Genomic DNA, 24517 nt, shown 5'->3' with positions numbered 1-24517 from the left:
GAGAGAGAAGATATTTATGGGGGAGCTTATGTCTAAAAAATTAGTAAAGCCTATTTTAAATGGTATTTTATTTCTCGGCGTCTTTTTATTTGCTCATACATACTTAAAAAATGTTTCCTTCACACGTTACTTGCTTGTCGTTATACCAATGTTACTGGTCGGTATTTTTGGCATCGATCTTATTTCATCCCTTTTAATAAAAAAAGAAGAATAACGAGCGAACATCTTATTTCGATAAGATGTTCTTTTCATTTCATAATCACCTTATGTTACAATAAACTTCGGCATAACGTAAGAAAGGATGAAACAACATGACAAACGAAAAAGGTTTAGATAAAGGGTACGAACTTGTCGCGAAAATGCATGAAGTATTCGGACATCCTGTGACAAATACTCCAACAAAATTAACAGAAGAACGTGCAAAAATCCGTGCGAGTTTTATGCAAGAAGAGCTAGAAGAATTTCTAGAAGCAACGACTGTTGAAGATCAATATGATGCACTGATTGACCTTATTTACTTTGCATTCGGCACGTTTGCCGAAATGGGCGTACGTCCTGATAAAGGATTCGAAATTGTAAATAACGCAAACATGGCAAAACTATTCCCTGACGGGAAACCTCGATTCCGCGAAGGTGACGGTAAAATTCTAAAACCTGAAGGCTGGCAAGCACCGGAACCACAACTTCGTGCTGAAATTGAACGTCAGCGTCAAGAAGCTGAAAAAAACTGCTAGGATTTCCTAGCAGTTTTTTATTATGTCTTTTTTTCTGGCAATCATTAATGACCCACGTGTCCCGCATGTCCTGCAGCTCCACTAATGCTAGCCGCTCCTGCTGCTGCCCCCGCTCCTCCTGCTCCAATTCCACCTGTCCAAGGAGAAGATTGTTGTTGTTGATACTGTTGGTATTGTTGGTGTTGTTGGTGTTGTTGGCCTTGGTAACCTTGATGACCATGTTGACCTTGGTGACCGTGGTGGCCTTGATGGCCGTGGTGATGTACTTGTTGTTGATGATGTCCATGATGACCGTGGTGACCTTGGTGGTGATGGTGGCCATGATGACCATGTTGACCTTGGTGGCCGTGGTGGCCATGGTGACCATGGTGATCTTGATGAATTTGATAAAGAACAGCCTGCGGATGTATATGATGGTGGCCGTGGTGATGTACTTGTTGTTGATGATGTCCATGATGACCGTGGTGACCTTGGTGGTGATGGTGGCCATGATGGCCATGGTGACCTTGGTGGTGATGATGTCCATGATGGCCATGGTGACCTTGATGATGGTGTCCATGATGACCGTCGTGGTGGCCATGTTGACCGTAAAAACCTTGTGGATAACCACCTACTCCTCCAACGAAAGATGGGAATGTAGTTGGTACGCCTACTGGTACTCCTCCCGCTGCTCCGCCTACAAATGTTGGGATTCCTGTTTGCACTCCAGCTACTGATGATGGAAATCCTCCTGTTAATGTTGGAATTCCAGTTTGCGCTCCAGCTACTGATGTGGAAAATCCTCCAGGTGTTCCACCCATCCAGCTCGGAATTCCGCCATATCCTTGTTGTCCGCCTCCCATTAACATCATTTGTTCATAACTATCCGATCCACCTCCGAAAAAGCCATGTGGTGCATTATTGTCCATCCCTTTCATTCCTTTCACCTCTTCTACTCAATTTAGCCTACCTTTTTTATCATATTTCCTATAGAAAAATAGGTGTTTGTCTGTATTGGAATTCCGCTCTTTTATTTGTACGTATTGGAATAATTGAAAACTTAGACTAGGGTGATCCAGAGATTATTTTCTACACAAAAAAGCTCAGAGTATACATACTCTGAGCTTTTATTTAGAATAAATTAATTTGCAACAACATTAACAAGTTTTCCAGGAACAACAATTACTTTACGAACTGTTTTCCCTTCAATTTGGTCTTGAATTGCTTCAAGTGCAAGTTGTTCCATTTCTTCTTTTGATGCGTCTTTACTCATTGTTAGTTTTGCACGAACTTTACCCATAACTTGAACAACAATTTCAACTTCATCTTCTACAAGTTTAGACTCATCAAATGTTGGCCAGCTTGCATATGTGATTGTTTCATTGTATCCAAGTTTGCTCCATAGCTCTTCCCCGATATGAGGTGCAACTGGTGCAATCATTTTTACGAAACCTTCTACATATTCTCTCGGAAGTGTTTCAGCTTTGTATGCATCGTTGATGAATACCATCATTTGAGAAATCGCTGTGTTGAAGCGAAGCTCTGCATAGTCTTCTGTTACTTTCTTCACTGTTTGATGGTAAGCTTTTTCAAGCTCTTTATTTGGTGCGTCAGTAATTTTCTCACTTAATTCACCGTTATCTTGAACGAATAGACGCCATACGCGGTCTAGGAAACGACGAGCTCCGTCAAGACCATTTTCAGACCAAGCAATTGAAGCATCTAATGGTCCCATGAACATTTCGTATAGACGAAGTGTATCTGCACCGTGGCTTGCTACGATATCATCAGGATTTACAACGTTACCTTTTGATTTACTCATTTTCTCGTTGTTTTCACCTAGAATCATACCTTGGTTGAATAATTGTTGGAATGGCTCTTTCGTTGGAACTACACCGATATCGTATAATACTTTATGCCAGAAACGAGCATATAGTAAGTGAAGTACGGCATGTTCTGCACCACCGATATAAATATCAACTGGAAGCCATTGTTTTACTTTTTCAGGATCTACAAGTGCTTCGCTATTGCTTGGATCGATGTAACGTAGGTAGTACCAGCAGCTACCAGCCCATTGCGGCATTGTGTTCGTTTCACGACGACCTTTTTTACCAGTCTCAGGATCAACAACATTTACCCACTCGTCAATGTTAGCAAGTGGTGATTCACCTGTACCTGAAGGACGGATGTTTTCTGTTTTCGGAAGAACTAATGGTAATTCCTCTTCTTTCACAGCTGTCATTGTACCATCTTCCCAGTGAATTACTGGAATTGGTTCACCCCAGTAACGTTGACGGCTGAATAACCAGTCACGTAGACGGTACGTTACTTTTTGATTTCCTGCGCTCGTTGCTTCAAGCCATTCAATCATTTTTGCGATTGCTTCTTCTTTATTTAATCCATCAAGGAATGCTGAGTTTACGTGTGCACCATCACCTGTGTACACTTCTTTCGTAATATCTCCGCCTTTTACAACTTCCTTCATTGGAAGATTAAATACTGATGCGAATTCATAGTCACGCTCATCGTGAGCTGGAACTGCCATTACAGCACCTGTTCCGTAAGTTGCAAGAACATAGTCAGCGATCCAGATTGGTAATTTCTCACCGTTTACTGGGTTAACTGCGTAAGCACCAGTGAATACACCAGTTTTCTCTTTCGCAAGTTCTGTACGCTCTAGGTCACTCTTCATTTTTACAGCGTTAATGTAAGCTTCTACCGCTTCTTTTTGTTCTGCTGTTGTAATTTCTGCAACAAGTGCATGTTCTGGAGCTAGTACACAGTATGTTGCACCAAATAATGTATCAGGGCGCGTTGTGAAAACTGTGAATTTCTCGTCTGTACCATCGATGTTGAAGTGTACTTCTGCACCTTCAGAACGACCGATCCAGTTACGTTGCATATCTTTTAAGCTTTCAGGCCAATCAAGCTCATCTAGATCTTCTAATAGACGATCTCCGTAAGCTGTAATTTTTAACATCCACTGTCTCATCGGACGACGCTCAACTGGATGTCCACCACGCTCACTCTTACCGTCAATGATTTCTTCGTTTGCAAGTACTGTACCAAGTGCTGGGCACCAGTTTACAGGTACTTCATCAACGTAAGCTAAGCCTTTTTCAAATAGTTTTAGGAAGATCCATTGCGTCCACTTATAGTAGTTTGGATCTGTTGTATTTACTTCACGGTCCCAATCGTAAGAGAAACCTAATGATTTAATTTGGTTACGGAACGTATTAATATTATGCTCTGTAAATTCAGCTGGGCTGTTTCCAGTATCAAGTGCATATTGCTCTGCTGGAAGACCAAATGCATCCCATCCCATTGGATGCAGAACGTTATATCCTTGCATACGCTTCATACGAGATAAAATATCTGTCGCTGTATAACCTTCTGGATGTCCTACGTGTAAGCCTGCACCTGATGGATATGGGAACATATCTAGTGCATAAAATTTTGGTTTTTCTGTCTCATCTGGCGTACGGAATGTTTTATTCTCTTCCCAGTACCCTTGCCACTTCTTCTCAATTTCTTGATGATTAAAGCTCATGAGATACCCTCCTTGAAATTCTATTTATTTTCACCGCCCAAAATACAAAAAACCTCTCATCCCTAGAAAGGGACGAGAGGTTATAGATTCCCGCGGTACCACCCTAAATTAATGTACAAATATACATTCGCTTAGATCCGTAACGTGGATTAACGGCAATTGCTACTATTAGTTTCACAACTGCAACTCAAAGGCGAGTTCATAACGAAACGTGGATTGACTTGCACCGACCGTCAACTCTCTAAACCAGCTTCTATTACTACTACTCCTTCTCACTGTTATTACACATATAAGTTAAGTGAACTATCCTTCACCTAGTATCTCTTAAGAGCTTACTTAAAGCGAGGACTTCTCGGTTAATCGTTACTCTTAATAACTAACGAATTCATCTTAAGACAGCCGAGCTATCTCCCTTGTTCTAAAGGTTGTTTTATTTAAATATATTCTAAAACATGTTACATGTTCCGTCAAACTAAACTGCAATTTTTTCTTCAACTGTTTCTTCTACTTTTACTCGTTTATCATAAATGCTCGTTGCTATAAGTGCTACTACAAGCATTACCATGATTGCTATAAACAATACTTCCATATTGTATAAATCCACAATTGCTCCGCCAACGACCGGTCCGAACATTTTCCCTACAGTCGCCGCACTATTTACGACACCTTGATAAAATCCTAATTTATCTTTTGGTGCAAGTATATTTGCAATCGTTGGAACCGCAGGCCATACAAATAACTCACCAATTGTTAATGTTACCATCGCAACGAGGAACATCGTAAATTGCTGCGCTTGACTTAACACAATGAATGACGCCGCAAAAATGAAGATTCCAATCATAATTTGCTGTTTTAAAGAACGCTTCATCCAACGAATTAGCATACTAACAAGTGGTTGCGCACAAACAATCATCGCTCCGTTTATCGTCCATAGTAAACTATAGTGACGAAGGCTAATATTCAATTCTTGCATATGTGTTGCAATCGCTCCTTGCCACTGTACGTATGTAACCCAGCATAAAGCATATGCTACACACACGATAAGAAGTGCTTTAAATCCAGGTGTAAGTGACCACCCTTTTTTCGTTTCGACTTCTTTTTGCACTCCTGGCTCTTTCTTGTCTTCCATACCGCGGAATCCAATAAAAGCAATTAAAAAGAAAACAAAGTATAAAATAAAATTCGCTAAGAAAATATAATCAAAACGATACGATGCAACTAATCCACCACATGCTGTTCCGATCGCAATACCAACATTTTGTCCAACGTACATCGCATTAAATGCCCGTCTTCCGCCTTCTGGCCAAACCGTACCAACCATCGCATACATCGATGGGAAGACCATTCCAGAACCGAAGCCGATTAACGCTAGCCATACAACATATAACGGCCAACCGTGGAAGAACACAAGACCTAAAATCGATACAAGTGTAATCACAATCCCTACTAAAGTTGATTTATAACCGCCCCATTTATCAAATAAAACACCGCCGAGCAAGTTTCCGATTACACCAGTAAGCGAATTGATCATTAATACCATTCCGGCCACAGATAAAGATTTTCCTAGGTGATCATGCAAATAAATTGTATTAAAAGGCCATAAAAAAGAAGCACCCGTGACATTAATAATCATCCCAGCTACTAATAGCCATACTTTCCTTGGCATAGTTTCCCCTCCTATTCTATTTTTTTCGTTCATATATATAACAGTAAAATTGTAGTCGTTTTTAAATAGGAAGGCAACTGATTAATAGTTGATGAAATTCAGATAATGGTTCGACGGTAAATGAAATTATACTGATTGCTTCTTGGATTATATCAGCGATTATTAAAATATATCGACTTACCGACAAAAAATGACAACAGTAACAATGTATAAAGAGGCTGCATGAACTTCATGCAGCCTCTTTATACTATCCAACTTCCTTTTCTCGCTTCGCACTTTCTTTAGCGCTCCATTTAAATATTTTATCTAATAAGGAATATATTCTCCCAGATTCTTTCGTTAACAAAGGTCCTAACGATGCTAATATTAAAACATACAAAGCTGAGAATGGTTTAATAGTTGCCATTAAGCCGCCCGCAATTCCAATATTCGCGACGATAATGGAAAATTCTCCGCGTGATACAAGTGTTAAACCGATATTCGTAGAAGCCTTATGCGATAACCCAGCTTTACGCCCCGCAACCATTCCAGCAGTAAAATTACCGATAAGAGTAATGAAAACTGCTCCTAATGCCAACCACACTGCTCCTCCAAGTGAAAATGGGTCTATACTTAAACCGAAGCTGAAAAAGAATATAGCTCCAAAGAAATCACGAAACGGAACAACGAGCTGTTCAATTCGATCACTATGCTCTGTTTCAGAAAAGACGAGCCCCAATAATAATGCTCCAATCGCCTCCGCGACATGAATCGTTTCTGAAAATCCTGCTACAAAGAACAAAATAGCGAATATTACGATAATAAAAATTTCATTGGACGAAATATCTAACATTTTATTTAAAAATCGTGTAGCTTTTCTAGCAACTACAAAGAATAGTAGCATATACCCTACTGCGATTAAAATAGATGTAAGAGCCCCTACAAGTGACGTTGCCCCTCCGAGTACTAATCCTGAAACGACTGATAAATATACGGCTAAAAAGATATCATCAAACATAATGATTCCTAAAATTAGCTCCGTCTCTTTATTACCAGATCTTCTTAAATCAACAATTACTTTCGCAACAATTGCACTCGATGAAATTGTTATGATCCCAGCAATAATTAATGTTTCTAATAAGGGGAAACCCATTATATATCCGTAAAGTAAACCTAATATAAAATTAAGCGATATATGAACAGTTCCCCCAAAAGCAATTGACTTTCCTGATTTAATTAATTTTTTAATTGAGAATTCTAAGCCTAAATAGAATAAGAGGAATATAACGCCAACACGGCCGAGGAAGGAAATAACTTCTCCGCTTTCAATAAATCTTAAATCGATAAGCCCTAAATCTGGGGCATGGGGCCCCACTAGCATACCGAGTATAATGAGAAACGGAATAATCGAGAACTTTAACTTTGCAGCGAGAATAGCTGCAAAAGCGACTAATACTAACGCAGTCCCAACTTCAAAGATTAAAGTATCCATCGATTATGAATCCCCTCCTACTGAAAGCAACTCATTAATAATTCTTTTTACTTCATGTCTTTCACCTGATAGTACGAGCATATCGCCAGCTTCAATGATAGAATCTGGGCCTGGATTAAAGAACTTCTTCATATTCTTTTTCAAAATGGCAATAATCGTTACGTTATATGTGTTTCGGACATGTAAACTACCAATTGTTTTTTGTACGACTGGTGCATTATTTTCCACCTTAAACCACTCAATTGATAATCCTTCAAAGGCCATTTCAATCGTATCTAAAGCTTGTGGTCTATATACCATTCCGCCCAATATAGCTGCAATTTGTCTCGCTTCGGAATCACGAAGAGAGACGCTTGAAATACTCTCCTCATGATCAGCATCAAAATGGTACATTTCTCTTCGGCCATCATCATGAATAACGATAACCATCTTTTCATTACCTTTTGTAATCACTTCAAACTTACATCCAATACCCGGCAGTTCACTCTCTCTAATATTCATATTTTCCGCCTCCTAATTCTTTTAGTTACGGCTTTTATAAATCGACATCAATCTCCGTTTTAAAGGTCTCATCCTTTGAAATACCTAAATACTTTAGCGTCTCTGATGGAGTCGCGTGATGAAAATGTTTTTGCAACAGCGCAATCGCTATCCCTCTTTTGTACGCATGAAATCCGAATGTTTTTCGCATTGAATTCGTTCCGATCTTACCAACAACTCCAACTGCTTCTGCAGCATTATGAATTACACGATACGCTTGTTGGCGCGTAATTGAATTTGGCGTTTTATTAGATTGAAATACGTAATTTTCTCTTTTAACGCCAATAGATTGTACGTAATCTAAAAGCGCTTCTTTTACTTTTGTATTTAAATAAATATCTTGTTTGAATTTTTCATCTTTCACAGGAAGAGTATAAAACTCTTTAACAGTCCCATCTTCATTTAATACATCTTCAAATTTCATGCTAAGTAATTCTGTAATTTTTAATCCTGTGTTAATTCCAATAACAAATAAAAGATAATCTCGCTGGGAGTGCTCTTTTAAATATTTTTTCATAGCCTCAATTTGGCTTATATCTTTTAATGCCTCTACAACTTCCATACATGTATTCTCCTCATCTTATGAACGGTAATTTTCTCATTATGTTGTCCATTTTACCTTATCATGCTATGAGATTTCCATGTGTTATCCATTATTTTCACAATATACTCAGGTGGTTCTGAAAACTTTCAATGTGGAAACTTACGATTGTATAAATACGTTGCGGTAAAAAATGTGGGGATAAAAGTTCAGCTTCTTTCTACAGATTGGATTCCTCCTTTCCTTATACAGCTACTTCTACTTTTATATTACGTTACTTACTTGCATTATATTATATATATCAGTAACATTAAAGTGTTTTTTCTGAAAATAATAAAAACCGAGCGTTTTTGCTCGGTTTTTATTATTAATCTTCTTTCGGAAGAACAATTCCTTTATACAATTGAACTGTAATGAAGTAATAAATCGCATAAATAACTACGAAAATTACGATTGGTACCCAAATACGGAAGTACGGATCGATTAAAATAAATCCGAAAATATTCATACCAACTAATACGTGAGCGATACCCACAATTGCTGGGAATAAGAATACTAAGAATAACTCTTTATAAATCGATTTCGTTAATAACTCACGGCGCACACCGATTTTACGGAGCATTTGATAACGCGTAATATCTTTTGATGCACCAGAAAGAATTTTAAACATAAGACAGCTTGCCATCATTGCTAAGAACGCAATTCCAAGGAAGAATCCCATAAACACTGTTCCGCTCGCAAAGCCGTAGAACATGTCATACATTTGATGTTTACTATTCATTTGTTCAGCTTTTACATTTTTATATTTATCTAGTTGCAACTCGTCAATTTTTTTCCATTCTTTTTCATATGTTAAGAAATCATCTACTTTTCCGATAAATGCTATACCTTCTTTACCATTTATCTCATCGTACATTTTTTGATTTACAATTTTAATTGCATGATCCTGATGTACATAGAATGGTTGGATTGTTCTGAAAGCCTCGTCCCATTCTTGTGGAAGTTCTTTCGCATTCGCATCTTTTTCATTCATTTCTCTAGCAACTGCACCTACTGGTAGTTCCTCTGAGACTTTTTTCGTTTTCACGCCATCCTTCATCGACTTCATATTTTCCATATCTCTTATTACAGGACGATTTTTCTCTAAATCCTCTTTTACATAGTAAACGTATTTATCATCGATTTTGTAACGATATTCATTTTTCTCTTTAAATGTAATACCATTTAAAATTTTCTTTTCTTCAGCCGTTGGATTATGAACTACTGAATCATAAATTTCAAATCCATCAACCATTTTTATAACGTTATTTTTAAACGCCATACCGCCTGAAATTGCACCAGCTCCGAGCGCAACTAACATTGCTACCGTCGCAAGCACCTTCGTTAAACTATTAATACGGAAATTTAATTGTGCAAATGTAAAAGCGTTAAGTCCTTTTTCACTACGCTTTTTATTACTCTTTAACTTTTTAATAAAGACCGGGAGAAGTGATCCAAACAGCATGTAAGTACCAGCTGTCGTTGTAATTAATGCAATAATGATTCCCATTTCTCTTAGTTTTTCCATGTAAATCATTGATGCATAGCCCATTCCTAATAAAATAACCGCAAGGAATGCAACTACACCTGTCATTTTTCCTTTTACTGCAACACGTTCTGTTTGTGCGTCTGCATGTACAAGTTGCAGGACAGAAATACGTGATAATTTAATACTGTTCATAATTGCCGATAATACAAATAGTGCAAAGAAGAAGATGCACGTAACAGTCATAGATGGCAGATAAAATGCTTTATAGCCTTCACCAGCAAATTCTAATTGTTTCATTAATAATTGACCGATACCTTCTGCAAGTCCTACACCAACTGCAATTCCAATTGCAAGAGACGCGGCGCCTAATACAATTGTCTCAATAAACATAAGTAATGTAACTTTATGCTTTTTTGCTCCTAACATCATATACATACCAAACTCTTTTTGACGAAGAGATAGTAAGAAAGAGTTCGCATACAAAATATAGAAGAACGTTATAATAGCTAGTAAAAATGAACCTGCTTGGAATACAAATCCAATTTGACCAATAGTAGAATTTTCCTTAAGGAAGGCCTCGTTTAACGCTAATGTTTGAAACATATAAAAAATTGAAATGGACATGACAAGACCAACAAGTAAGACGATATAATCTTTCAGCTTACTTTTTAGCCCTGACATGGAAAGTTTAAATAACATGCTCTAGAACCTCCCTTCTTACGCTTTTTGTGTGCCTAAGTCCGCAAGCACATCTAAAATTTCTTTATAAAACTCTTCACGTGTACCGCCGCGGTGAATTTCTTTATATAGCTCACCATCTTGAATGAATAAAATACGCTGACAGTAACTTGCACTGTACGGATCATGTGTAACCATCATAATAGATACGCCTTGATCTTTATTTAAGTTTGTCATCGCATCAAGTAAACTCGTTGCATTTTTAGAATCAAGCGCTCCTGTTGGCTCGTCCCCTAAAATAATTGCCGGCTCATGCACTAAAGCACGCGCTGCTGCCGAACGTTGCTTTTGCCCACCAGATACTTCAGATGGGTACTTTTGAAGTATTTCTGTAATCCCTAACATATCCGCTACTTTCTCGACTTTTGGTCCAATGTTACGTGATGGAACACCTTGCAAGGAAAGTGGAAGTGCAATGTTTTCATAAATAGATAAGTTTTCTAACAAATTAAAATCTTGGAAGATGAATCCTAATTTTTGTGAACGGAAATCAGAAAGCTCACCTTGCTTCATTTTTGTAATATCCGTACCCGCAATTTCAACAACGCCGCCCGTTGCTTTATCTAATGTTGAAATTACATTTAATAATGTCGTTTTACCAGAACCAGATGGTCCCATAATTCCAACAAACTCACCCTCTTGAATTGAGAATGACACACCTTTTAACGCGTGTGATTGGTTCTCACCTTTTTTACCGTACACTTTTTGAACGTTTTTCACGTCTACAACTGGTTTCGTCATATATATCCTCCTACGCTTGTTTTTCCATTACCTATTTTGCGCCTTTTGGAGGTGAACTGCTATTTGTTAACATTACATTTACCTTACACTTTTGTAATATAAAGAAGGTGGGCGTGTAAGTTTGGCTTTTACTACTTTGAATATTAGTGACATATCGAATCGGTAAATGAAATTATATCGGCGATTTTTCAAATATATCGGCGCAACTACAAAAGCTGAAAATAAAAATAGGCTGCTCCACAAAAGGAACAGCCCACTTCTCTCTCTATTTCTTTAAAGGTGTTACCGTCCAGTACGTAATAACACGCCAAATCCATTCTAATGGACCCATTTTAAAGATTTTCATCCAAATTACGCTAAATACAATTTGAATTGCATAAATTGCAATACATACATATAAAGTCTGCATGTAAGTTAAGTTACCTGCAAAGTTAAATACACTACCGGCAATTAAAATCATTGCCGTTTGTCCGATATAATTTGTTAAAGCCATACGACCATAGTATTTCAATGGTGCTAATAATGTTTGAACTGGTTTTAACTGAAGTAATAAAATTAATGCTCCTACATAGAAAGCTGAAATAATTGGTCCAACAGTAATACCAATTTTTAGAAACTGGCTTGCAGCATCCATTGTTCCGTCTTCATTCATCAATATCATATTTACAAATGGGCCAGCAGGCACGTGTCCATATTGATACCATACAGCTATGACACTTAAAACAAACATAATGCCTGTAAAAATAGCGACTTTCTTTATATTTTGCGAAAGATTTTCAAATACACGATATTGTCCTGCAGCAAGACCTAATAAAATTAAACCAAGTGGTAATAGTTCTTTAACACCCATTACACTAAAGGCTATTGTCAAAATAAGACCAATTACTAAGTTCACTTGTTTTTTCGCTTTATAAAACGGTAAAACGATTAATCCGCAAATTGCATATAACGTTAACGCTTCTCCAGGCTGAAACATGTAATGAATCAAACCAAAAATAAATAATGCAACTACGCGGCGGAAAAATAAAACATATCCATTTTTCCCTTTCGCAATCGCTCTTGTAATGAAGATATAGAATCCCACTCCAAATAAGAATGAGAAAATCGAGAAGAAACGACCTTCTACAAATAAGTATAGAAACCTTTGATAGCTAGCATCTACTGTATTAGGATCTGGGGTTTTAATATTAAGTAGTGCTAAAATATTTACTAAAATAATCCCTAGTAGTGCAAAGCCACGAATGTAATCTAACTCATCAATTCGCTTGTTTATAATATTGTTCCCCATAAAGCAACTCCTTGTATAAAACTTAATCCTTTCTTACTCTACTGGAGAAAGCTGCTCACAACTATCGACAAACCTTACAGGAATCTTACATTATTGTCATATAGCAAAATAAAACCAGGTCATATTGCGACCTGGTCTACTCTGATTGTTTCGATTTTTGAGGTTGTCCTTTTTTACTATTACGCTGTTTTACTTGAACAATCGGATCAAGTTCATTCGAAAACTCAGCGTTATGTCCATTTTGCGTTTTTTGTTCTGGGTTATTTTGATCTGAACGTTTCGCCATTACATTCACTCCTTATTAGTGCGGTGTAATAATCATTTGATGTTGCAATTGGCGAATTGCCATACGTGCTCTATTTAATTGCTCACGTTGCTCATCATTTGCATGTTGTTGCATCGTTTGTAAATCGTTATACGCTTGTTCTAATTGTAACTGCGCATCTGAATACTCCATCGTATTATAATGCTCTTGTCTCATACCAAGATCTAATTGTTCTTTCGCATATTCCACCGCTTGTTCCGCTTGTGTAATATAAGATTCAAGTGATTGACGCTCTGCCATAATTGTCCCTCCTTGCTTCAATTCCCCTTTAGTGTGTCCCTTCCATCTGAACCTTATGAGTATGTTATAATGGATTTTGTTTCATTTTGACTCGGCTTAGGAGGGAAAGTAATGAAGGTTCAAAACCCTTTTCCATATACAAACGACAATAAACGTTATCATACATGGAATTATCATTTACGAAATGAATTTGGTGAAAAAATCTTTAAAGTTTCATTAGATGCTGGCTTCGATTGCCCGAACCGTGACGGTACAGTTGCTTATGGCGGTTGTACATTTTGCAGTGCTGCTGGATCTGGTGACTTCGCTGGCGATCGCCGCGATGATGTTATAACGCAATATCATGAAATGAAAGAAAAAATGCGCTCAAAGTGGAAAGATGGAAAATGTATCGCTTATTTCCAGGCGTACACAAATACACATGCACCACTTGAAGTGTTAAAAGAAAAATTCGAACCGCTTCTAGCAGAAAAAGACGTTGTCGGTCTTTCTATTGCGACTCGTCCAGATTGTTTACCGGACGATGTCGTTGAATATTTAGCGGACTTAAATAAACGCACTTACCTTTGGGTTGAACTCGGACTACAAACCGTCCATGAACGTACTGCAAATCTTATTAATCGTGCTCACGATTATCCTTCTTACGTTGAAGGTGTAAATAAATTACGTAAGCACGGCATTAAAGTTTGTTCTCATATTATTAACGGCCTTCCACTTGAAGATTACGACATGATGATGGAAACAGCTCGTGAAGTAGCGAAGCTTGATGTACAAGGAATTAAAATCCACTTACTTCACTTATTAAAAGGAACGCCAATGGTGAAGCAATATGAAAAAGGACAACTCGAGTTCCTTTCTCTTGAGGATTACGTAAGTCTCGTTGTTGACCAACTTGAAATTATTCCAGAAGACGTAATTGTGCACCGCATCACAGGTGACGGTCCGCCTGATTTAATGATTGGTCCAATGTGGAGCTTAAATAAATGGGAAGTATTAAATTCCATTGATGCAGAATTTGTACGCCGCGGAAGCTGGCAAGGAAAATATGCAAATGAGGAGAAACAAAAATGAAATTAGAACGTGTATTACCGTTTGCTCGCACTCTCTTGCAAACAGCAGTAAAAGAAGGCGATTACGCTGTAGATGCAACTTTAGGAAACGGCCATGACACTTGCTTCCTAGCTGAAATCGTTGGAGATAACGGAAAAGTATTTGGATTTGATATTCAAAAAGAGGCAATCGAAAGCTCAACAACTCGTCTAAAAGAAAAAGAACTTTTCGAACGTACTGTTTTAGTTCACGATAGTCACGATACACTTCTATCCATATTACCAGAAGATGCAAAAGGAAAAGTAACAGGCGCGATTTTCAACTTAGGTTACCTTCCAGGCGGAGACAAGCATATCGTCACAAAACCGAACTCAACAATCTCGGCGATTGAGCAATTATTAGACGTAATGGCGCCTGAAGGTATCATCGTCCTTGTTATTTACCACGGACACCCAGAAGGACAAGTAGAACGCGACGCTGTACTTACATTTGCCGAAGAACTAGACCAAAAACAAGCACACGTACTGCGATATGGCTTCATTAATCAACAAAATAACCCGCCATTTATTGTGGCGATTGAGAAGCGATAAAGTGAAACTTTAATCAGTGGGGGCATCCCCACTGATTATTAGTTGAACCAATCGGGCATTTATGGGCAGTTTATCTCCCACCTAACCTCTTTGCTCCAGGCGAATTTTAAGGTGGGAGTTTTACTGCCCGTTAATGCGGGGTAATATATCAACGATTTTTCAATTATATCTATCGTAACTCGGGATATATCAACGATTTTTTCGATATATCTATCATAACTTACAATATATCAACGATTTCTCGGCTATATTGATTGTTCGACAAAACATAACAAAAAAAGACGTGCATTCATTGCACGTCTTTTTGTTATTCTCCTATATAATGGATGTAAACATTCTTAAAGGAGACGAAACAATGATCGGAATACTAGCAGGAATGGGACCAAAATCAACTGGGCCATTCGTCGATACAGTTGTAGCAAGGTGCCAAACAATATACGGAGCAAAGTATGATATGGACTTTCCTCATATGATGATCTATTCGTGCCCAACACCGTTTTACATGGATCGCCCTATTGATCACGAAGCGATGAAAAAAGCAATTATTGAAGGAGCACAAAAACTTGAAAGTACTGGCGCAAGCTTTATCGCTATGCCGTGCAATACGGCGCATCTTTATTTTGAAGAATTACAGCGTTCGCTTTCTATCCCGATGTTAAATATAGTCGATGAAACGTTACAAGCAATTCCTGAAAATACAAAAAGAGTCGCTCTTCTCGCAACGGAAGCAACTGTTCAAGCTGGGATTTACCAAGATGGGATTGCAAAACGGAATATAGAATACATTCATTATGAAAAATGGCAAACGATGATTAATCAAATTATTACGTATATTAAAAGCGGGGAAGTTGAAAAAGCTCGCAAATTATGGAGCGCGCTCGTTGTGCAGTTGAAGGATGAAGTAGATACCGTAATTATCGCATGCACCGATTTGAATGTGGTGGCGAGTGAGGATTTTGTTGATTCCTCTCAATGTCTTGCTAATGCGGTTGTTAGGATGTATCTATCAAATACAAAGAAATCTTCATAAACATAGAAAACATCCCTTTTGAAATGTGTTTTATGTTTTATGAAAATCATCCTAAAAACTTTTAACTTTCTTCACAATTCTTTCAAAGTAATCACACTTAATCTCGCTATATTAAATAAGTAGTTATTCATATAGGGAAGGTTAGGGGAACTGAAAGTATGAAAGTAAATCGTTCGCTTCATTACATTTTTTGGCGTTGGCATTTTTATGCTGGGCTTTTTATTACGCCGCTTCTTATTACTTTGTCACTGAGCGGAATTGGGTATTTATTTCGGGAGGAAGTTGAAGATTTCATCTATAAAGATTTATATTTTGGGAAGAGTGCTCAAACAGAATCTATTTCGATGTCTGATTCTATTTCCTTAACAGAGAAAAAATATCCACATTATAGCGTGGCGAAAATTAGTGAGTTTAATGGGGATTATAATACGAGACTTACAATTGCAAATGAGTATACTGGGCAACAAAAATATGTGTATTTAGATAGCAATAATCAAATTGTTGGGGATCAAAACGCAAGTGAAACATTTGCCAATATAATGAGGGAATTACATAGTTCTCTTTTAGTTGGTGGCACTGTCGTAAACTATACTGTAGAACTCGCGGCATGCTGGACAATCTTTTTAATCGTAACCGGATTGTACATGAGTATACGACAATTCAAAAACACACTATCATCCAATAAGCGAGAAAAAGCAAAAAGACGTCATTCTATTATCGGTATTATATTTACAATTCCTCTCTTTCTGCTAGTCGCATCTGGATTGCCATGGTCAGGATTTATGGGGAACCAAATTTATAAAATTGCATCGTCAAATGAATCACTCGGATATCCAAAATTGTACATGGCTCCGCCTGAATCAAAGGTAAAAGAATTGCCGTGGGCAACAAGAAAAGAAGCTCCGCCTGAATCAAATTCAAATGAACCGAAAGCAATTTCTGTCGATGAATTACAAAAAGGAATTGAAATAAAGAAGCCATATGTTATTTCACTACCAGCTGATCCGAAAGGTGTATTCACTGTTTCGAAATCGAGCGGTTCTGGTATTACAGGTATGCATGTTGCACCAAATGAAGAGATAACAGCTTACTTTGACCAATATAGCGGGGAGCTCATTTCAAAAACGGACTATCGTGATTATGGATTACTTGCACAATGGTTCACCTACGGTATCCCGCTTCATGAAGGACATTTATTCGGATGGCCAAATAAAATATTATGCTTACTAACGACATTATCTCTACTACTTCTCATTTATTACGGAATAAAAATGTGGTTAGCAAGAAAGCCGAAAGGAAAATTAGCAGCACCTCCAAAACAAAGAGATAAGAAAAGTATATTCGTTTTCTTTATCATGATGGTAATACTAGGCGCTGTCATGCCTTTATTTGGACTATCTGTTTTAGTTATTTTAGCGATTGAACTTCTTATATATGTATTTTCAAAAATACGATCATAATGAAAAAGCATTTGTACCATCGTGTACAAATGCTTTTTATTTACTGTTCTCTTTTTTTCTACCACTTATTAAAAAAACAATATCTACTATAATAATCAATGCAATGATAATTTGAGCTACATAATCCATCGTTGTAGGACCGCCGGTTTTATTCATCATCATATAACAAATGAAATGGAAAGTAGCACAAGTAATGTTACTTCAATATTGTCATATAGCTTTTGAAACAATCGCTTCATTTCCACCACCATCTTTACCATATTATAACAAAAAAACCACTCTATATGAGTGGTTTTCTTCATCACTGCGCTGTTTTCTTTCGGTACATCTTCCCGTTCCAATAGAAGAATCGTGAAGTGAGGCCTCCGTACTTTACAATGCGCCGTGCCATTTTGTGCATATTCTTTTGTGCTGATACTTTTTGATCTGATAAATAAATACCAAGTAATCCTCGGCTTATAAGGCGATGAAACTTCGCATGAGGCAAATCACCAATGCTCTTCTCTGCTTCTTCTACAAAGTGTTTCATCCGATCTAATATTGCTTGCTCGTTTTCATAATAACTACAGAAATTCAAATCTCCGCCTATACGGTCTTCTTCTTGATCAATGAAATAATCAAGTAAGATATGAAGTCCTTGTACGTAAGGGAAGTACCCTTGTCTAATTTTCGCAATATCTTCATCATGTAATTCATCATGAAATGCATATGCTACAAGACAGAAAATTCCAAGTGTAGAACCGGCACATGCTGAAAATTCAAACCAACTCATCTCAGGTAAGTTTTCTTTATGTGCTTCAAACCAAGTTTTCAGGCGCGGCTCTCTTTCTTCTAACTTCACGTGTTTATGAATTTGCAAATCACAATAATAACAAGCCAGTTCATGAAGAACAGGAGCAATTTTGTCATAGTGCTTCGTTTTCTTTAAAACATCTTGGCATGTTTCAACAAGTTCATCTAAATAACCACCATCATCTTGATCATCACGATAACGATAATAATTACCGCCGCCTTCTACTTCAGGTGATAATGCCATTAACATCGATTCATGCAGTGCGGCAAAATCATTTGGATCAAGTGATGTACTGCGATCACATAAATTATCTAAATAGTCGCTGATCGTTTGATACGCTACGATAAAACGAATACATTCTTCTCGGTGTTCATTTGCTAATAGCGCTAAAATGCCACCGCCCTCACAATGAAACGTTTTATGCTCAATACTTGCGATTGCCTGACTATGAAGCTCATCATTCGGAATATGGTAGGCACGCTCTTTCCACATCGCTAGCTCATGGTGTACAACCGGAAACACATCACGGTATACTTTCGCCATGAGCGTTATGGGATTACTCGGTACGTTCACTTCTTCCTTCATCTCCTCTATTAAATGTACAAATAATGATTTATTTGTTTGTTTTTACTATATTATTGACATGCATTTCAGTAAATGACTGAATATAACTCAAAATTTCATCACGCTCATACTCATTTAATAACTCGTGATAACAATTCGGCCATTCTTTAAAAGCCTTATCACTTATTTTAACATTATCAAACCAAGTGCGGACACGTGTTTTATCTACAAGTTTATCCTCACAAGCTTGCATTAGCAAGAGCGGAACATCTGGAAAATCATCTATTTTTTTATGAGCAATTTCGATAGACTTAATCAACTCACTATACCAACGTACTGATACTTTGCGCAAGAACAAAGAATCATTCTCCATTGCATCTCTCACCTCGTGGTTACGTGTTGACATTTCCACCGTAAGATTCGTTGCAAATTGCAATTTTGGAGCCACAACATTTAATATTTTTGAAGCAAATTGAAGCGGAGCAGAGGGTCCAGTCACTACCCCTAAACAAGGCGAACTCAAAATAATACCCTCTACATCTTCTCTCTTCGTTTCTTGCATCATACGAATGACAATAAGACCACCCATACTATGACCGAATAGAAAAATAGGTAACCTATACTTTCTTGCTTCTTTCACCCATAGTTTAACTTCCTCTATGTATTCATCAAATGAATCAATATGTCCTCTATTTCTTGAAGTCGTTCCATGTGACGGAAGATCCCCCATCACGACGTGGTAGCCGATATGATTCCACATTTCCGCAACGGCTTCGTAACGTCCGTGATATTCCATTGCGCCGTGCACAATAACAATGACAGCCTTTGCTTCCTCCGCTTCCTCCGCTTCATAATTCCACATACGGCTCTCCTCCATTTCACTCTTTCTCATAATTTGATACACTAAAACTAGTCTCTAGGAAAGGAAGACTTTACATGATATATCCTTACAAAGAAAAAAAACCGAAAATTGCGAGTAGTGCTTTTATCGCTGACTATGTTACGATTACAGGCGATGTTTACGTTGGCGAGGAATCAAGTATTTGGTTTAATACAGTCATCCGTGGTGATGTGTCACCAACGATCATTGGAGACCGAGTAAATGTACAAGACCAATGTACACTCCACCAAAGCCCTCAGTATCCTCTTATCTTAGAAGATGATGCTACAGTTGGGCATCAAGTTATTTTACATAGTTGTCATATTAAAAAAGATGCTTTAATTGGAATGGGATCCATTATATTAGATGGTGCTGAAATTGGCGAAGGAGCTTTTATCGGCGCTGGAAGCCTCGTTTCACAAGGAAAGAAAATTCCACCAAACACGTTAGCTTTCGGTCGTCCCGCGAAAGTCATTCGTGAATTAACAGCAGAAGACCGTAAAGATATGGAGCGTATTCGCACGCAATACGTTGAAAAAGGTCAATATTATAAATCATTACAGAAGTAAATTTCCGCTGCCATAAGATTGGCAGCTTTTTTTATATAAAAACTAACTTTTTCTTTACAAAACATTATTACTCCCTCAACAAAATCTTATTAAAATAAAAGCTAATATCTCCATATATATGTAAACGAGGGAGGAGAATTTTCATGAAGGTCAGTGGATTATATAAAATAGAATGTTACATTTTCAAAGGAATTAATCGCTACTTTGATCAAAAAACATTAAATATCTTTTTCAGCAATATTACTCATATCGGTGGCGCGACTTTCTCCATCGCACTCACACTTTTCTTTTTAATTTTTGCAAAAGGTACTTTACATCAGGCAGCAATTGCAACTGCTATTTCTTTAGCAATTAGCCATATTCCTGTACAAATATTAAAAAGATGGTATCCACGAAAACGTCCTTATTTAACAATTCAGGATGCAAAATATCCAGTCCATCCATTAAAAGACCACTCTTTCCCGTCTGGTCATACAACAGCCGTTTTCTCTGTCTTCATTCCATTTATTTGCTATAATCCAAGCTTACTTGCTTTCCTATTACCGTTAGCATTATGCGTCGGTATTTCACGTATTTATTTAGGACTTCACTATCCGTCAGATGTATTCGTCGGTATGTGCCTTGGCACTTGCTCTGGCATCATCTCTTTTTATCAATTCATCCCACTTTTCACATAAAGGAGTGATATGATGAGAGTCGCCATTTTTACCGATACTTTTACGCCACAAGTTAACGGGGTTGCGAAAACGTTAGAGCGATTAACACGATATTTTCAGAAAGAACAGATCGCCTATTCTGTTTTCGCCCCTCAGCATACAGCTGAAGATAATTTTGTAGCGAATGTGAATAAGATGAGAAGTATCCCGTTAACAATATTATATCCAGAATGTCGTTTTTCTTTTCCTACTCCGCGTATTAAACGGGAACTACTTTCCTTTAAACCTGACATTATTCACATTGCCACACCTTTCAACATGGGACTTTGTGGATTGTATTATGCAAAAAAGTTAAACATCCCAGTTGTCGGTTCTTATCATACTGATTTCGATGCCTATTTACGTTATTACAAAATCGAATTCCTCTCCAATATGCTTTGGAACTATTTAAAATGGTTTCATAGTCATATGCAAAAAAATTTTGTACCTTCCTTTGAAACATTACATCAATTAAAAAATAAAGGCTTCCAGACCCTCTCTATATGGGGACGTGGTGTAGATTGCACACTCTTTCATCCAGCTTACAATACAGACCTATTCCGAAAAAAATATAATATTACAGCGAAGTATGTCCTTTCCTATGTTGGACGAATTGCTCCTGAAAAAGATATTGATACGCTGCAACACCTTATCGTTAAAACAGCACATACTCGAAACGATATTCATTGGCTCATCGCAGGAGACGGTCCTCTAGCAACAAGTTTACGTGAAGCTGTTCCGAAAACAAATATCACTTTTACTGGCTATTTACAAGGCGGGGATTTAGCTGAAGCATATGCTTGTTCTAACATAATGGTGTTTCCATCAGCTACTGAAACATTCGGAAATGTCGTACTTGAATCACTCGCATGCGGTACACCTGTTATTGGTGCAAATAGTGGCGGGGTTAAAAATATTATTACAGATGGAAAAACGGGAGTTCTTTGTCCGCCTAAAAATGAAGATGCATTTCTATCATCCATTTATTTTTTATTACAAAATGAAGAAAAACTTGAGCAGATGGGAATAGAATCTTCCTCTTTTGCGAAATCAAAGAGCTGGGATGAGGTCTTTCGTGGCTTGCTTAACCAATATGAAGAAGTCCTTCAGCATAACGCATCAGAGTTGCTTGCTTAAATAGAAAAACTCCCTTCAAAAAACGAAGGGAGTTTATTACATGGTCATAAATTTTAGTTTAATAAATGATACATAAGGTTAAGCATTGTTTTATTTCTATATTAATTATATCAAAAATAAACATAACTAAACAGACTTGTAATAAAAACCCATAAAAATTAATATATGGTTATACAGTGTTTTAACTGTATAATGATTTTAAGAATTCCCCTTAAAATCAACTCACTCACATACCTTTATACAGCAATTGTTCCCCAATTCTGTATATCAAAAAAACCTTTCATTCATTTGAAAGGTCTTTTTGAGCCTGCACATATTCTTCTTTCGTATTTACATTTATAAACCAATCCGCATTCGCTTGTACATCTTCTCCAGAAACATACTTCACATTACATTGTGATAAAAGCTGCCCCATACTTCTTTTTTCTTCCTGAAGTAAAGCATAAATCTTTTCTTTCACGCGGTTATGATACGCCGCAAGTAGCGGTTGTTTTCTTCCATTAATAATAGGTACAACCGCATCATATTCATTGTTCGTTTGCTCTAGTAAAATGGTAAACCATTCATGCGACACGTTTGGTGCATCGCAAGGCATAATAGCGTACCAATCTGCTTCTATGTATTCCATTCCTGATACAATGCCGGCCAGCGGTCCATTCCCTTTATAGTGCGGAATGTCTTCTATAACAGGTACTTGTACGAATTGCTCTACTCGCTCTTTTATATCAGTATGGCTAATTACTACAATGTCTTGCAAAGTATTTCCCATCACTTTCACAATATGCTCAACAAAAGTAGTTTCCTTCCAAATTGCTAACGCTTTCGGCTCACCGAATCTACTCGACATACCACCTGCTAATACAATTCCAGCATACTTACTCATTAGCGATGCAGCTCAAATGTAATATGACCTAATTCCGGTAAAATTAATTTATTCATCGCAAGGCGAACCGCTCCGCTAGACCCTGGCATCGAGAAGACTACTTTGCGCCCAATTGTACCACCAATCGCTCTACTTAACATTGCGCTGCTTCCGATATCTTCTAAATAACTAATCATACGGAACAGCTCACCAAATCCAACAATTTCTTTATCTAATAACGCTGATACTGCTTCAATTGTGACATCGCGTTTCGTAATACCAGTACCGCCATTTGTTAATACAACATCTACATCTTCCTTATGATAACCAGCTAACACTGCTTGCTGAATACTTTCTTTATCATCTTTTACAATTTCATAAGAAGTTACTTTATGTCCCGCTTCTTTTAACAATTCATGTAATAGTTGTCCGCTCTTATCTGTTTCTTCCGTACGTGTATCGGAAATCGTCACGATCTTGCAACGCACTTCTTTTGGAGCTTGTTTTTTATGTTCAGTTACACTCATTTTTTATCTTTCCTTTCTTAAAGACTTTTCTTCATTTTATCATACATACCTTTACACAATTATGTATGAAGCCAATCATGCGCCATGATACAATATAAGTATACTAACCCACAAAAAGGAAAGTGCCCTTTCTTATACTCCTAGACTACACATCTTTAGCTACTCTTTATATTTTCTACATAATAGAATTCAATTTTAAAACTTGTACTAAAAAATAAATTGGAGGTCTACATAGTATGGAACTTTATAAAAAATTAACAACAACATTTATCCTCTTATTCATCGCTTCAATCACTGTCGGCTTTTCCTTAAAAGGCGCAATTCCATACGCTACATTAGTAAGCATTATATTCGCGACACTATTTTTACTAAGTAGTGCCTTTTGCGCAGGTAAAGCACGTCAAATGAAAGGTTGATTACATATGTTCCAGAAGAAATCAATCCTTTGTAAATCATGTGAAAAGGAAATACAAAAGGAGGACTTACATTGTTTGAATCAAACCGTATCCAGTTACGAAAGTTTTCCGAAGATGATATTCTAACATATTATAAATGGCATAATGATATAGACGTTATGAGTTCAACCACTCTCACTCTTGATAAATATTCCCTTCAAGACACAGAAAAACTTTGCCAGCAATTTATTCATTCTTCGGACTCTAAGAGCTATATCATTGAAGAAAAATCTACGCATCTTTCAATTGGTATTACTTCTTTAATTCATATTGATTCGTATAACCGAAACGCTGAATGTATTATTGATATTGGTAACAAGGGTTACTGGGGGCAAGGTTATGGGAAGGAAGCTTTCACCTTATTATTGGATTATGCATTTTTAGAATTAAATTTACATCGCCTTTCTTTACGAGTATTTTCTTTTAACGATAGAGCAATTAAATTATATAAATCACTCGGTTTTCAACATGAAGGAACTTGTAAAGAAGCTATATTCCGCAATGGCAATTGGCATGACATTGAACTCTTCGCTTTATTCCAACGTAATTATAAATAAAAAAAGC

Annotated in this window: 26 protein-coding genes, 1 pseudogene and 1 other annotated feature; of the genes and pseudogenes, 11 read left to right on the top strand and 16 right to left on the bottom strand. The window is 37.2% G+C overall.

Annotated features, from left to right (window positions below):
- Positions 1 to 28: 28 nt before the first annotated feature.
- Together ACTFR3_RS24505 and ACTFR3_RS24500 are read left to right on the top strand one after the other, a co-directional pair.
- The gene (locus ACTFR3_RS24505; RefSeq protein WP_000038781.1) at positions 29 to 214 is read left to right on the top strand and encodes a hypothetical protein; all 186 of its coding nucleotides are present in this window, start codon (positions 29 to 31) and stop codon (positions 212 to 214) included.
- 97 nt (positions 215 to 311) lie between these two features.
- Positions 312 to 734: a hypothetical protein gene (locus tag ACTFR3_RS24500; RefSeq protein WP_000180554.1), complete on the top strand. Its 423-nt coding sequence runs from the start codon at positions 312 to 314 to the stop codon at positions 732 to 734.
- Between the two features lie 44 nt (positions 735 to 778).
- Here ACTFR3_RS24500 and ACTFR3_RS24495 read toward each other — a convergent pair whose 3' ends face one another.
- From ACTFR3_RS24495 to ACTFR3_RS24445, 11 genes are all read right to left on the bottom strand, one after another.
- Positions 779 to 1651, bottom strand: coding sequence for a hypothetical protein (locus ACTFR3_RS24495; RefSeq protein ID WP_440044875.1), 873 nt, complete (start codon positions 1649 to 1651; stop codon positions 779 to 781).
- Positions 1652 to 1854: 203 nt separating this feature from the next.
- A complete protein-coding gene (gene leuS, locus ACTFR3_RS24490) occupies positions 1855 to 4263 on the bottom strand; it encodes a leucine--tRNA ligase (protein ID WP_440044874.1) in 2409 nt (802 codons plus the stop codon).
- A gap of 65 nt (positions 4264 to 4328) precedes the next feature.
- Positions 4329 to 4548, bottom strand: a binding site (T-box leader).
- A 187-nt stretch (positions 4549 to 4735) separates the two neighbouring features.
- Entirely contained in the window at positions 4736 to 5929 is a 1194-nt protein-coding gene (locus ACTFR3_RS24485; RefSeq protein WP_001137561.1) for an MDR family MFS transporter, read from the bottom strand.
- Positions 5930 to 6176: 247 nt separating this feature from the next.
- Positions 6177 to 7400, bottom strand: coding sequence for a cation:proton antiporter (locus tag ACTFR3_RS24480; protein WP_000380179.1), 1224 nt, complete (start codon positions 7398 to 7400; stop codon positions 6177 to 6179).
- Between the two features lie 3 nt (positions 7401 to 7403).
- Entirely contained in the window at positions 7404 to 7901 is a 498-nt protein-coding gene (locus ACTFR3_RS24475) for a cation:proton antiporter regulatory subunit (protein WP_001026053.1), read from the bottom strand.
- A 34-nt stretch (positions 7902 to 7935) separates the two neighbouring features.
- Positions 7936 to 8502 (bottom strand): tyrosine-type recombinase/integrase, encoded by a 567-nt coding sequence (locus tag ACTFR3_RS24470; RefSeq protein ID WP_000454210.1) that lies wholly within the window; start codon positions 8500 to 8502, stop codon positions 7936 to 7938.
- A 346-nt stretch (positions 8503 to 8848) separates the two neighbouring features.
- A complete protein-coding gene (locus tag ACTFR3_RS24465) occupies positions 8849 to 10708 on the bottom strand; it encodes an FtsX-like permease family protein (protein WP_000897745.1) in 1860 nt (619 codons plus the stop codon).
- 18 nt (positions 10709 to 10726) lie between these two features.
- The gene (locus ACTFR3_RS24460) at positions 10727 to 11488 is read right to left on the bottom strand and encodes an ABC transporter ATP-binding protein (RefSeq protein WP_000165844.1); all 762 of its coding nucleotides are present in this window, start codon (positions 11486 to 11488) and stop codon (positions 10727 to 10729) included.
- A 265-nt stretch (positions 11489 to 11753) separates the two neighbouring features.
- Complete coding sequence (locus tag ACTFR3_RS24455) at positions 11754 to 12776, bottom strand: DUF418 domain-containing protein (RefSeq protein WP_000527695.1); 1023 nt, start codon at positions 12774 to 12776, stop codon at positions 11754 to 11756.
- A 136-nt stretch (positions 12777 to 12912) separates the two neighbouring features.
- Positions 12913 to 13062: a hypothetical protein gene (locus ACTFR3_RS24450; protein WP_001129340.1), complete on the bottom strand. Its 150-nt coding sequence runs from the start codon at positions 13060 to 13062 to the stop codon at positions 12913 to 12915.
- Between the two features lie 15 nt (positions 13063 to 13077).
- The gene (locus ACTFR3_RS24445) at positions 13078 to 13341 is read right to left on the bottom strand and encodes a YtzC family protein (protein ID WP_000840865.1); all 264 of its coding nucleotides are present in this window, start codon (positions 13339 to 13341) and stop codon (positions 13078 to 13080) included.
- A 111-nt stretch (positions 13342 to 13452) separates the two neighbouring features.
- On the opposite strand from ACTFR3_RS24445, the gene ACTFR3_RS24440 reads away from it, so the two are divergent.
- From ACTFR3_RS24440 to ACTFR3_RS24425, 4 genes are all read left to right on the top strand, one after another.
- Positions 13453 to 14412, top strand: a complete 960-nt coding sequence (locus ACTFR3_RS24440; RefSeq protein ID WP_000868029.1) for a TIGR01212 family radical SAM protein — start codon at positions 13453 to 13455, stop codon at positions 14410 to 14412.
- Positions 14409 to 14981, top strand: coding sequence for a class I SAM-dependent methyltransferase (locus ACTFR3_RS24435; protein WP_440044873.1), 573 nt, complete (start codon positions 14409 to 14411; stop codon positions 14979 to 14981). Before ACTFR3_RS24440 ends, ACTFR3_RS24435 begins: the two co-directional genes overlap by 4 nt.
- Positions 14982 to 15336: 355 nt before the next feature.
- On the top strand, positions 15337 to 16011 hold the full coding sequence (locus ACTFR3_RS24430; protein ID WP_440044872.1) for an aspartate/glutamate racemase family protein: 675 nt from the start codon (positions 15337 to 15339) through the stop codon (positions 16009 to 16011).
- 158 nt (positions 16012 to 16169) lie between these two features.
- Entirely contained in the window at positions 16170 to 17471 is a 1302-nt protein-coding gene (locus ACTFR3_RS24425; protein ID WP_000867829.1) for a PepSY-associated TM helix domain-containing protein, read from the top strand.
- 36 nt (positions 17472 to 17507) lie between these two features.
- Here ACTFR3_RS24425 and ACTFR3_RS24420 read toward each other — a convergent pair.
- The 3 genes and pseudogenes from ACTFR3_RS24420 to ACTFR3_RS24410 all read right to left on the bottom strand — a co-directional run bounded on the left by ACTFR3_RS24420 (position 17508) and on the right by ACTFR3_RS24410 (position 19690).
- Positions 17508 to 17710 (bottom strand): annotated as a pseudogene (locus ACTFR3_RS24420) (hypothetical protein).
- A 62-nt stretch (positions 17711 to 17772) separates the two neighbouring features.
- Positions 17773 to 18837, bottom strand: coding sequence for a tetraprenyl-beta-curcumene synthase family protein (locus ACTFR3_RS24415; protein ID WP_001102464.1), 1065 nt, complete (start codon positions 18835 to 18837; stop codon positions 17773 to 17775).
- Between the two features lie 40 nt (positions 18838 to 18877).
- Positions 18878 to 19690 (bottom strand): alpha/beta hydrolase, encoded by an 813-nt coding sequence (locus ACTFR3_RS24410; protein WP_000267402.1) that lies wholly within the window; start codon positions 19688 to 19690, stop codon positions 18878 to 18880.
- A gap of 74 nt (positions 19691 to 19764) precedes the next feature.
- Between ACTFR3_RS24410 and ACTFR3_RS24405 the strand changes: the two genes are divergently transcribed.
- The 3 genes from ACTFR3_RS24405 to ACTFR3_RS24395 all read left to right on the top strand — a co-directional run bounded on the left by ACTFR3_RS24405 (position 19765) and on the right by ACTFR3_RS24395 (position 22109).
- Positions 19765 to 20277 (top strand): gamma carbonic anhydrase, encoded by a 513-nt coding sequence (locus ACTFR3_RS24405; protein ID WP_440044871.1) that lies wholly within the window; start codon positions 19765 to 19767, stop codon positions 20275 to 20277.
- Positions 20278 to 20420: 143 nt separating this feature from the next.
- A complete protein-coding gene (locus ACTFR3_RS24400; protein WP_000868582.1) occupies positions 20421 to 20954 on the top strand; it encodes a phosphatase PAP2 family protein in 534 nt (177 codons plus the stop codon).
- 12 nt (positions 20955 to 20966) lie between these two features.
- Complete coding sequence (locus tag ACTFR3_RS24395) at positions 20967 to 22109, top strand: glycosyltransferase family 4 protein (protein ID WP_001261642.1); 1143 nt, start codon at positions 20967 to 20969, stop codon at positions 22107 to 22109.
- A 280-nt stretch (positions 22110 to 22389) separates the two neighbouring features.
- Here the strand turns inward: ACTFR3_RS24395 and ACTFR3_RS24390 are convergent, their stop codons facing one another.
- Together ACTFR3_RS24390 and ACTFR3_RS24385 are read right to left on the bottom strand one after the other, a co-directional pair.
- Positions 22390 to 22992 carry a molybdenum cofactor guanylyltransferase gene (locus tag ACTFR3_RS24390; protein ID WP_000049593.1) on the bottom strand — a complete coding sequence of 201 codons (603 nt, stop codon included), beginning with the start codon at positions 22990 to 22992 and terminating at the stop codon, positions 22390 to 22392.
- The gene (locus ACTFR3_RS24385; RefSeq protein ID WP_017656641.1) at positions 22992 to 23498 is read right to left on the bottom strand and encodes a MogA/MoaB family molybdenum cofactor biosynthesis protein; all 507 of its coding nucleotides are present in this window, start codon (positions 23496 to 23498) and stop codon (positions 22992 to 22994) included. Before ACTFR3_RS24385 ends, ACTFR3_RS24390 begins: the two co-directional genes overlap by 1 nt.
- Before the next feature lie 236 nt (positions 23499 to 23734).
- Between ACTFR3_RS24385 and ACTFR3_RS24380 the strand changes: the two genes are divergently transcribed.
- Positions 23735 to 23914: a hypothetical protein gene (locus ACTFR3_RS24380; protein ID WP_000424797.1), complete on the top strand. Its 180-nt coding sequence runs from the start codon at positions 23735 to 23737 to the stop codon at positions 23912 to 23914.
- Positions 23915 to 23985: 71 nt separating this feature from the next.
- Complete coding sequence (locus ACTFR3_RS24375; protein ID WP_017656642.1) at positions 23986 to 24510, top strand: GNAT family N-acetyltransferase; 525 nt, start codon at positions 23986 to 23988, stop codon at positions 24508 to 24510.
- Positions 24511 to 24517 lie beyond the last annotated feature (7 nt).

Origin of the sequence: Bacillus cereus group sp. MYBK14-1 (assembly GCF_051916885.1) — a bacterium.
Lineage (GTDB): Bacteria > Bacillota > Bacilli > Bacillales > Bacillaceae_G > Bacillus_A > Bacillus_A cereus.
This window is presented reverse-complemented; position numbering and strand designations above follow the sequence as displayed.